The organism is Thermohalobacter berrensis, assembly GCF_003609645.1.
In the GTDB taxonomy this organism is placed as follows: domain Bacteria; phylum Bacillota; class Clostridia; order Tissierellales; family Thermohalobacteraceae; genus Thermohalobacter; species Thermohalobacter berrensis.
Window position 1 is genome coordinate 60,304 of the sequence record NZ_MCIB01000010.1, and the last position, 10,781, is coordinate 71,084.

The window sequence follows — 10,781 nt, forward strand, 5'->3', positions numbered from 1 at the left end:
AATTTTTACTGGGCATTTAATTGTGTTTGGATGAGTCTTAGCCCACTTTGCATACATATGCTTAGATTTTCAATGTTTTCTCCTCCACCTTGTACTAGGTAAGGACTTCCTCCTCCACGACCATCTATTATGTCAATTATATTGTTGAAAATTTCTTTAATATCTATTTTTATATTTTTAGATTTTCCTAATAAAATTTGTGCTTTGTTTTCATTTTTTAGTCCCCAAATAAGTATAATATTGTCATAATTGTTTAGGATTATTGAAGCCATATATCTCATATCTTTAAAATCAATATCTGTAAAAATATTATTAGATATTTTAAAGCTATTATAATCTTTTGACATATTTATTAGTTTTTCACTTGTATACTTCAAAAGTTCTTCTTTCATTTCTTTTACTTCTTTTAAAAGTTTCTTATTTTCATCATATATTCTTTTAACTCCTTTTAGAGTATCTTTATCTTTTAAAGATAATAGGTTAGATATTTCATTAATATAATAATTTTTCCAAGTATAATCTTTTAAAGCCCTGTTACCACATATAAATTCAATTCTTGTATTATCTTTATATCTATCCCATTTTTTTATTTTAATCATTCCTACTTCACCTGTACTAGTATGGTGAGTTCCTGCACAAGGAGAATAATCTATTCCATCAATTTCAACTATTCTTATATTTTTCTTTACAGAGGGTTTTTTTCTTAAGGGAAGCTTATGTATATCTTCCTCATTAATTACGTATTTTTTTATATTAAAATTTGAAAAAACTATTTCATTTGCATATCTTTCAATCCATTCAATATCTTTTTTTTCTAGATTAGACAAAGTTACATCTATATAAGTATATTCTTTTCCTATGTAAAATCCTACAGTTTTAGCATTAAATAATTTAGCGATTGCTGCAGATAAAATATGTTGACCTGTGTGTTGTTGCATATGGTCAAATCGTGTATTCCAATCAAGAGATAAGTGAACTTTATCCTTTTTTATATTTTCTTCTACTACATGGATTATTTCATTATTTTTTTCATAAACATCAATAACTTTAACACCATCAATAGTTCCCGTATCTTTAGGTTGTCCCCCTGACATATGTGGATAAAAGATAGTTCTATTTAATGTTAAGTAAAATTTGTTATTAGAATATTCTTTTTTTACTATTTTAGCCGATATTTCTCTTAAATAAGGATTTTCTAAATATAGTTTTTCAGTCATATATATTCACCTCGTTTTTATTCTAGTTTGTACTTTATCCTATATTTATCGGCTAATTTAACAATCTCGTCTTTAAAAGATTTCATATATGTTTTAGATTCTTTTAATAGGGAATTAGCCTTTTTTATTTTTTCATCATTATTTTCCTTTATACCCTTTTGTAATAATCTTAAAGCTTGTAATTGTTTTTGAGCACCTTTGATATGAAGATTATGTATACTTTCAACTTCTTTAGTTTTAGGAGTTATTTTTTTTAATTGCTCAACAAAAAGCTCATATTTAGGAATTATATTATTACTAAGAGTTTGATACAGATCTTTATTAGTATAATTATCGTTAGCTATCATTTCTTCATATTTAGATATAGCTTCACTTTCAAGTTCTATTATTTTGGGAAGTTGATAGTTAATATAATTTAACAAATCTTTTTTTGCAGGATTTGTACATCCTGTTAATACTATAATAAAAATAAATAAAAATAATCTTTTCATTTTAGCCTCCTAATTTAATTAAGTATCGAAATTTCTTTACTTTTTATATACTTTATTTTACCATTTTTATCTATAATTTTGTAGTATCTCTCCCCAGGGAACAATAAAGAATCTGGAGTTTTAGAAGAATCTGAGATTATTCCTACTTTTTCGTTATTAGAAATAATTTTCCCTTCTTTTAGTATAAAATAGTTATATTTATTACTCCAAAGATATCTTTCTTCAAAATTCTTCTTTTCAACTAAATCAAAAATTTCAGGAATAGATCCATCCTTGTCTTTTGCTATGTACTTCGCAATAGTTTTTGAAATATTAATTGTAAGCTGATTATTTTGATTGACAGCATAATCTAGGATGGCTTCCTCAGTTAATTTGAACCATTTAGGGTTATCAATATCAGGATTAGACCATTTTTCAAAGAAGTAAGACTCATAGTTGATTGATTGTCTAAAGACCTCTTTGTAAGAATTATTTATATTTGTGAAAACTATAATGAAATGGTCATAGAAGAAAGCTCCAATAGTTTCATCGAGGATTTCTTCCACAAATATAAAATTTTTGTTTTTATCAAATTTTATTGCTGATAATTTTTCTATATAAGTTAAGTTTTCAATTTTATTTTGGTATATATAATTTTCTCCATAAGGCTTGTATATGGCTATAACGCCATTATCTTTTGAAATATTAAGGGATACAAGTAAATCTTCTTTATTATCTCCTATAATATCTATAGGATATACATTCAATTTAATATAATCAATATAATCTATCCAATTTTCATATCCTATGTCCTTTAATACAGTAGTTTTTATTTTTTCTTCAGAAGTTTTTTTAAGATTAGCATTATCAGAGAAATAATTTTCAATTATTAATTTTGAAAGTTTTTCATTTATTGATAATGCCTCTATAATATTTGGATCATTAGGGGGTGAATAGAAATAGGTTTTACATATAAAAATTGATAACAAAATAATTATTAAAATAAAGAAAATAGAATACTGTTTCATTAACATGACCTCGCTTTATAAAATATTGACAATAAACCTAAAATATACTATAATAAAATTTACATGTTATACTCCAAAATCCTAATCATATGCCCTTTTTAAACTTTTCAACTCAAGATTAAGGCCCACAGATGCTTACATAATAAGAGCCCTTATGTTTAATAATATTTACTAGCTTATTGTTATATTCTTAGATGAATCAAAATAAATTGAGATATAGTAAGACTTAATTCTTATCCTAAGATAGGATATTTTTTAGTCTTTCTGTCTACTGTATATAGCTTAGAAAATTGACAAGATTCAGAAAAATAAGAAATAATTAATCCTATAGGAGGGATGTTAATGGATAAAATTTCAGAAAGAAGAAGAGTTTCTTTAGAAAGAGCAAAAGAGTTAAAATCAAGAATTGAAGACTATCTAGAAGAAAGAAAAAAAATACCTAGAGGACTTTATATGCAAGATGAATTTGAAAAGGCAAAGAAAAAAATTCTTGATGTTTTAGGAGGAACAGAAGAAGATTGGAATGATTATAAGTGGCAACTATCTAACAGGATATCAGATGTTGAGACTTTAAGCAAAATAATTAACTTGTCAGATAAAGAAAGAGAGGCAATTGAAGAAATAGGTAAAAAATATAGATGGGCAGTTTCACCTTATTATGCAAGTCTAATGGATGTAGATGATAAATATGATCCAATTAGATTGTTAGCAATACCAATAGCAGCTGAGATAGAGAATGAATGTGGAGAAAGTGACCCAATGGCTGAAGAATATACAAATCCTGCTGGCAGTATAACTAGAAGATATCCTGATAGATTGATAATAAATGTTACCAATGAATGTGCAATGTATTGTAGACATTGCCAAAGAAGAAGAAATATTGGACAAAAAGATGAGCATACTTCAACTGAAGTAATAAAAGAATCTATTGAATATATTAGAGAGAATAAAGAAATTAGAGATGTATTAATAACTGGTGGAGATGCACTTACAATTCCAGATGATAGACTTGAATGGATACTACAGGAATTAAAAAGTATTCCACATGTTGAATATATTAGATTAGGTTCAAGAACACCAGTGACTCTTCCTCAAAGAATAACTGACGACTTGGTAAATATGCTAAAAAAATATCATCCAATTTACTTAAACACACACTTTAATCATCCTAAAGAAATAACTGAAGAATCAAAGAAAGCATGTGAAAAGTTAGCTAATGCGGGAATTCCTCTTGGTAATCAAGCAGTTTTACTTAACGGAATCAACAATGATAAGTATGTAATGCGTTCATTAAACCATGAGCTTTTAAAAATCAGAGTAAGGCCATATTATATATTCCATGCTAAACATGTAAAAGGAACAACCCATTTTAATACTTCTATTGATGATGGAATCGAAATTATGGAATATTTAAGAGGTTATACATCGGGAATGGCAATACCAACTTATATAGTAAATGCACCTAAAGGTCAAGGGAAGACTCCAATATTACCTGAGTATTTGATTTCAAGGGGTAAAGACTATTTTATGATAAGAACTTGGGAAGGTAAAGTGATAAAAGTAGAAAATCAACCTACTAAGGATATAAGAGAAATTTTATATTAGTTTCAAAAAGCTAGAGTGAATCTCACTCTAGCTTTTTTTATATGTTCGTCCGGCATAAAAGCTAGGATGTATAAAAGCAGCCTCATAGGTAAATAATGTAAATATAGAAAATTTTTTATAAGGAGGAGTTTTTGTGATACTATTTGACAGGATTGCATTAGACATAAAAGAATTTGTTAATTTCTTTATAGACAAATACAAGTATGATAAAAGAGGAATTTTAAAAGGTTTTAAGATGAAAAGTGGTTTAAACAAGCAATTAAATGAAGATATTTGGTGTAATTTATTCATTAAGAAATCAGCATATAATTATTGTGCAAAATTTCTCTTAATAAAGCTATGGGAGGATAAAGGCAAAATTTTAAGTAAGATTAACAAAAGGGGAATAGAAAAATGGGAAAAATTAGTCTCTAACTTAGATAACTACTACAGTAAGCTTTATGAGATTGCAGAAATGGATTTAATTAACAATAGAGAAATAAAAGATGCCTTTAAAAATTCTGATTATGACATATTTAAAATAGATAATGAATTAGCTGAATTTATGATAAAAAGATTAATGGAATATGACTTTAGTACATACAATCTAGAAACTATAAACCAGATATTTACTAACACATATCTTCAGGATGAAGAATTCGGCTATAATCTCCAGTATTTTTACAAACCAGCTTATGCAATTGAGTTTATTTTAGACATAAAAATGGTTAAGGAGAAACTTGTATAGTTTATACTATATCTTTGTATCCTAATTTAATATAAATACTGTCAAAAGGCGGCTGTATAGCCGCCTTTTATGATATAATTTATAATTAGATATGCAAAGGGAGGTATGCTGAATGGAAAAGTTTGAATATAAAATCGAAAATCTAAAAGTCCATGGTGTAACTAAACTGATTCTTACGAAAGAACATGAAGAAAGGTTAAATACACTTGGTGAGAATGGATGGGAATTAGTACAAATGTTTACAACACATAATAAAAGACAGGTAACTGCAATATTTAAAAGGAAGAAAGTAGAATAGGTGATTAAATTATGGATGGTATAGGTTCAATTGGCTATTATTTTATAATTGTAGGAATTATTTTAGTTATTTATAGTTTTAATAGATTAAATATCAAAAAATAATAGTAAAAAATCTCTTCATACCTTTTTAAGTAACAAATAGTTTGTGTTTGAATAAAATAAAATAACTAAGGGTATGGAGGGATTAAATTGAAAATATGCATCGATCCTGGACATGGTGGTAAAGATACAGGGGTAACAGGTCTAGGGGTAAAGGAAAAGGATGTTAACCTTGATATTTCTTTTAAACTAGAAAAGTTGTTGTTATCTAATAATTTTCAGGTTTGTATGACTAGAAAAACTGATAGAACTTTGTTACCAGATGAAAGAATTAAGTTAATAAATAATTGCAATAGTAATATAAACCTTTCAATACATAACAATGCAGCTTCGATGAATGAAGTAAATGGTTCAGAAGTTGTATATCCACATAATTGTATGGAAGGAAGAAAAATAGCTTATTATATTTTAGGAAATTTATCAGCAATTGGACTAAAAAAGCGTAGGGTATATTCAAGGTTAAATAATAAAGGAAAAGACTATTACTATATTATAAGAAAGGTAATAAAACCGACATTAATAATACAGTGTGCTTTTGTAACAAATCCAGAAGATAATAGCAAACTAAAAAATGAGGGGTTTAAATATAAAATAGCTAGAGCAATTTGTGACAGTGTAATAAAATATAGAGAGGAAAAAATGGAAGAAGTTGACCATTGGGCTAAATCATATTATGAAAAATTAAAAAATGATGGAATAATTAAGGGGGACCATAGATTGGATTCAAATGTTACTTGGGGGGAATTATCAGCTATATTAATAAAACTAATTGATTTAAACAATGAAAATAACATATAATGTAAACGATATATTCTAAAGACAAAATTAAGGAGGATTACTTTGATAAAAAAAGGCTTAATTTCCATAATATTATTTGTATTTATTTTAAATTGTTCAACAGTTTATGGTAAAGGACTTCAATTTAGGGACATTGAGGAAAGTTGGGCTACAGAGTACAAATTTGAAATATATCAGCTTTCTCATTTAGGTATAATAAAAGGTTATGAGGATAATCAGTTTAAACCCTTTAAAGAAATAACAAGAGAAGAATTTATTAAAGCTTTAATTTCATTGCTAAATGTTAATTTAAAACAAAACAATAATCAAACCTTTAAGGATGTTTCTCTAGATAGATGGTCACATCAATACATTGAACATGCAGTATCAAAGGGTATAATAGTACCAACAGATTATTTTAATAGATATTTTCAACCCAATAAGAAAATAACACGACAGGAAATGGCAGTTATTTTAGGAAGGTTATTAAAGAATATAAGACAAATTAAAAAAGTAAATACTATTAATTTTAATGATAAAGATAAAATAGATAATTGGGCAATTAGTTATGTTTCTATAGTTACAAATTTAGGTCTCATAAAGGGAGATAATAGTGGGAATTTCAACCCCCAAAAAACATTAACAAGATTGGAAACAGCTATTGTACTTAATAGACTTTTAAAAATACTTAACCCTCTGGAAGTTTCTGCTTTTTATGCAATAAAATCTTATGGACAAGCTGATAAAATAAGAAATTTAGACCAAGTTGTTTTTGGCTGGAGTAGTATTACTGAAGACAATAATGGAAATGTTAAATTCACCTTCCAAGATAGTAGTTCTGTTTATAGATTACCTGAAGGATATGAAGAAGTAATTTATAATAAGTATAATAACAAAACTGAAAAATTACTTATGGTTTTTGAAAATAATACCAAACTACTTAATAAATTACTCAATGATAACTACAGAGAAGTAGTTGAAGATATTTCTGAAGTTGTTAAAGAATATAATTTTGACGGTATCACTATAGACTTTGAAGGAATAAGAGATAGGGAATATAATAAAGAAAATTTTATTAATTTTTTAGATATGTTAGACAAAGAACTTAAGGATAAAAAATTAAGTGTAGCTGTTCCGCCAAGGAATGTAAATAATTATTATGACGGATATGATTTTAAAAGGATTGGTTTAATTGCTGATGAAGTGATTTTAATGGCATATGATTATCAAGACAAAGATTTTTTATCTGCAACAGCCCCAATGGATAAAATTGTTGAGGCAATTAGAGATGCTTTAATAGAAATTCCTAAGGAAAAACTTGTATTAGGATTACAAGTTGTTGAAGGAGTACAATGGAGATATAGAAAAGAAAATAATGAAGCTGATAAACCACTTTACTATCAACCATCTATTGATAAAGTTTATAAATCCTTAAAAGAAAAGAATGGAAATGTAGAATTTAACTATAGTTTTATGATGCCAGTTTTTGTTTATGAAGATGAACAAGAAAAAAATATTATAATATATGAAAATGAAAGTAGTGTAAAAAGTAAAATTCTAGCTGCTAAATATTTTGGTATTAAAGGAATTGCTTTATGGAGATTAGGGATTATTCAAAAAGATATATGGAATGTAATAAAGAGTAATAATATTAATTAGAGTATAAAATAAATTTTAATTTTTTATCTATTTTAAAAGCTGATGGATTTAAAATCCATCAGCTTTTAAAATATTTAAATGAATTTTACTTAAAATGTACCCATAATATAATAACAAAAATCTTTACTTAGCGATACAATTCTGGTATAATTATATGTAACAGCAATACAATATAGGTACAATTATATGTTTAAGGGGGAATTGTTATGAATAGATATAATACAACAAGAAATTTAAGTTATAGTGGACTAATGATGGCTTTAGTCTTTGTAGCAACAGCTATTGTTCCTCAAGTACCAATTCCTTTTACTAAAGGATATATACATACTGGAGATAGTATGATATTTGTAGCTGCAATAATGTTAGGCTGGAGGTATGGTGCAGTTGTTGCAGGTTTAGGTTCCGCATTAGCTGATTTGTTTTTAGGCTTTTCCCATTGGGCAATACCAACTTTAATAATAAAAGGAATAATGGGTGGAATTGTAGGATTTGTAGCAAATGACCTAAAAAATCCAAAGCATAATAAAATTAAAAACATTTTAACTTACTTATTAGGTGTTGTTTGGATAGTGCTGGCATTTTATTTGAAAAAGTTATTAAATAACAAGTTAGGAAATGTAGTTAATTCCGATTTAGCTAAAAGTCTAATTAGTGAATTTAATTTAAAAAACAGTCAGGAACTTTTAAATTTGATTAATCATGTAGAAAATGTATTGTTTAGCAGTATAATAGTTATACCTATAGTAATAATTATATTAGCAATTATTTTAAATAAAAAAGATAAGGAAATATTTAGTGTTAAAACACTTATGGGAATGACACTTGCTGGTTTATGGATGGTTATAGGCTATTATTTTGCTGGTGGTGTTTTAACAGGAAATATGATTGTACCCATATTTAGTATTCCAGCTAATATATTACAATTTGTAGGTGGAGGAATAATTGCTTTTCCAATTATAATTGGTTTAAAAAGGACAAAATATTATCAATCAATTAAAGAAAAGTCCTAGGGTTTACATCCTAGGACTTTTTCATTATACTTATAAAATAAGATAAAATACATAATATATATTTAGGGTTATACAAGGAGGGATATAATGCGTTTGACTGTTTTAGGAAACAATGGGCCATATCCAAGCCCAGGTGGTGCTTGTTCTGGTTATTTGATAGAAGATAAAGATACTAAAATTTTAGTTGATTGTGGAAATGGTGTGCTTTCAAGGCTTTTAAAAGTTTGTGACTTAGAACAGATAGATGGTATTATTTTGTCACATTTACATAGTGATCATATAAGTGATATTTTTATTCTAAAATATGTCCTTGGTTTAAGTAAAAAAAGAGAATACTCTAATAAGCCTATTCCACTTTATGCTCCATCAGATGACAAGGAAACTTTAAATAAATTTGAATTTAATAATGCTTTTAAAATATTTTCTATTAATGAAAATGAAAAAGTTCAAATTAATGATTTAGAAGTATCTTTTAAAAAAATGACCCATCCAGTCGAAGCATATGCAATAAAAATTGAAAGTGAAAATAAAACTTTTGTTTATTCAGGTGATACTTCGTACAACGAAAATATATCTAAATTTGCTCATAATGCTGATTTATTTTTATGTGAAGCAGGAGTTTTAGAAGAAGACAGAACGGAAGATACTCCTCACTTATCTGCAAAACAAGCAGGAGAGGTTGCAACGAAGGCAGCTGTAAAAAGGCTTTTACTAACACATTTTTGGCCTGAATATAAACAAGAAAGGATATTAGAAGAAGCAAAAGAAACATTTGATTCAATTTTAGAGTTAAGTGAGCAAATGAAAACTTACTATATCTAATAATTTTTTTGCAGACAATTATTGCAATATTCAGAAAACACCACCTTTTAAAGTATTCTTACAATATTTCTTGTAATATGGAAAAAATAAAAGTAGATATTTAAATTATTGAGTTTTAAGGAGGAGTTTTTTTGAATAAAAGTAGTCCTATAAAAGTCACATCTGAAATAGGTAAATTGAAAACAGTTTTGCTGCATAGACCAGGAAAAGAATTAGAAAATTTGACCCCAGATTTAATGACAGAATTACTATTTGATGATATTCCTTATTTAAAAGTAGCTCAAGAAGAACATGATTATTTTGCCAAAAAACTGAAGGAAAACGGTGTAGAAGTTTTATACCTTGAAGAACTTGTATCAGAAGCTATTCAAGAAAAAGAAGTAAGAGAAAGATTTATTGAAGATTTTCTTGATGAAGCCAATGTTGATGGTGAGGGTTTAAGACAAGCCCTAAGGGAATATTTGTCTGATTTTAAAAATGAAGAACTTATACAAAAGGCAATGGAAGGGATAAGAAAGAAAGAGCTTTCAAATGTAAAAATGAAGTCTTTAGCTGATTTAGCTGATAATGATTATCCATTTGTTGTAGATCCTATGCCAAACTTATATTTCACAAGAGATCCATTTGCAACTATAGGAACTGGGATAACGTTAAACCATATGAGAACTGAAACAAGAAATAGAGAAACTATCTTTGCTAAATATATATTTGAAAATCACCCAAGATTTAAGGATAAAAACATACCTATTTGGTTTAATAGGAATGAAACATCTTCACTTGAGGGAGGAGATGAATTAGTATTAAGCAACAAAGTAATAGCAGTAGGTATATCAGAAAGAACAGATGCTATATCAGTAGAGAAATTAGCTAGAAATATATTTAAAGATGGTCAGACTTTTGAAACAATACTGGCATTTAACATACCTAAAAAGAGAGCATTTATGCATTTAGATACAGTATTTACAATGGTAGATTACGATAAATTTACTATACACCCAGAAATAGAAGGTCCTTTAACTGTATATTCTATCACTAAAGGAGATAATGGTGAAATTAATATCAAGGAA

Annotated in this window: 11 protein-coding genes; 8 read left to right on the forward strand and 3 right to left on the reverse strand. The window is 27.1% G+C overall.

All coding sequences use genetic code 11. The features are described 5' to 3' along the window. Window positions 1-5: 5 nt before the first annotated feature. From BET03_RS06280 to BET03_RS06290, 3 genes are read right to left on the reverse strand one after another with little or no spacing between them, the layout of a single operon-like run. Window positions 6-1,217 (reverse strand): alanyl-tRNA editing protein, encoded by a 1,212-nt coding sequence (locus BET03_RS06280; RefSeq protein ID WP_120168441.1) that lies wholly within the window; start codon window positions 1,215-1,217, stop codon window positions 6-8. Between the two features lie 17 nt (window positions 1,218-1,234). Next, window positions 1,235-1,708 carry a hypothetical protein gene (locus tag BET03_RS06285; RefSeq protein ID WP_120168443.1) on the reverse strand — a complete coding sequence of 158 codons (474 nt, stop codon included), beginning with the start codon at window positions 1,706-1,708 and terminating at the stop codon, window positions 1,235-1,237. A gap of 14 nt (window positions 1,709-1,722) precedes the next feature. Beyond that, on the reverse strand, window positions 1,723-2,715 hold the full coding sequence (locus BET03_RS06290) for a hypothetical protein (protein ID WP_120168445.1): 993 nt from the start codon (window positions 2,713-2,715) through the stop codon (window positions 1,723-1,725). A gap of 342 nt (window positions 2,716-3,057) precedes the next feature. On the opposite strand from BET03_RS06290, the gene eam reads away from it, so the two are divergent. The 8 genes from eam to BET03_RS06330 all read left to right on the forward strand — a co-directional run. After that, complete coding sequence (gene eam, locus BET03_RS06295; protein ID WP_279230357.1) at window positions 3,058-4,320, forward strand: glutamate 2,3-aminomutase; 1,263 nt, start codon at window positions 3,058-3,060, stop codon at window positions 4,318-4,320. 133 nt (window positions 4,321-4,453) lie between these two features. Continuing rightward, window positions 4,454-5,047, forward strand: coding sequence for a hypothetical protein (locus BET03_RS06300; RefSeq protein ID WP_120168449.1), 594 nt, complete (start codon window positions 4,454-4,456; stop codon window positions 5,045-5,047). Between the two features lie 112 nt (window positions 5,048-5,159). Next, window positions 5,160-5,345 carry a DUF4177 domain-containing protein gene (locus BET03_RS06305; protein ID WP_120168451.1) on the forward strand — a complete coding sequence of 62 codons (186 nt, stop codon included), beginning with the start codon at window positions 5,160-5,162 and terminating at the stop codon, window positions 5,343-5,345. Window positions 5,346-5,536: 191 nt separating this feature from the next. Beyond that, entirely contained in the window at window positions 5,537-6,244 is a 708-nt protein-coding gene (locus BET03_RS06310; RefSeq protein ID WP_183108750.1) for an N-acetylmuramoyl-L-alanine amidase family protein, read from the forward strand. Between the two features lie 42 nt (window positions 6,245-6,286). Next, entirely contained in the window at window positions 6,287-7,882 is a 1,596-nt protein-coding gene (locus BET03_RS06315; protein ID WP_120168455.1) for an S-layer homology domain-containing protein, read from the forward strand. Between the two features lie 206 nt (window positions 7,883-8,088). Continuing rightward, on the forward strand, window positions 8,089-8,892 hold the full coding sequence (locus tag BET03_RS06320) for an ECF transporter S component (RefSeq protein ID WP_120168457.1): 804 nt from the start codon (window positions 8,089-8,091) through the stop codon (window positions 8,890-8,892). Window positions 8,893-8,979: 87 nt separating this feature from the next. Continuing rightward, a complete protein-coding gene (locus tag BET03_RS06325; RefSeq protein ID WP_120168459.1) occupies window positions 8,980-9,714 on the forward strand; it encodes an MBL fold metallo-hydrolase in 735 nt (244 codons plus the stop codon). Window positions 9,715-9,845: 131 nt separating this feature from the next. Continuing rightward, window positions 9,846-10,781, forward strand: a 936-nt coding sequence (locus BET03_RS06330; protein WP_120168461.1) for an arginine deiminase, incomplete at its 3' end; no start/stop codon positions are given.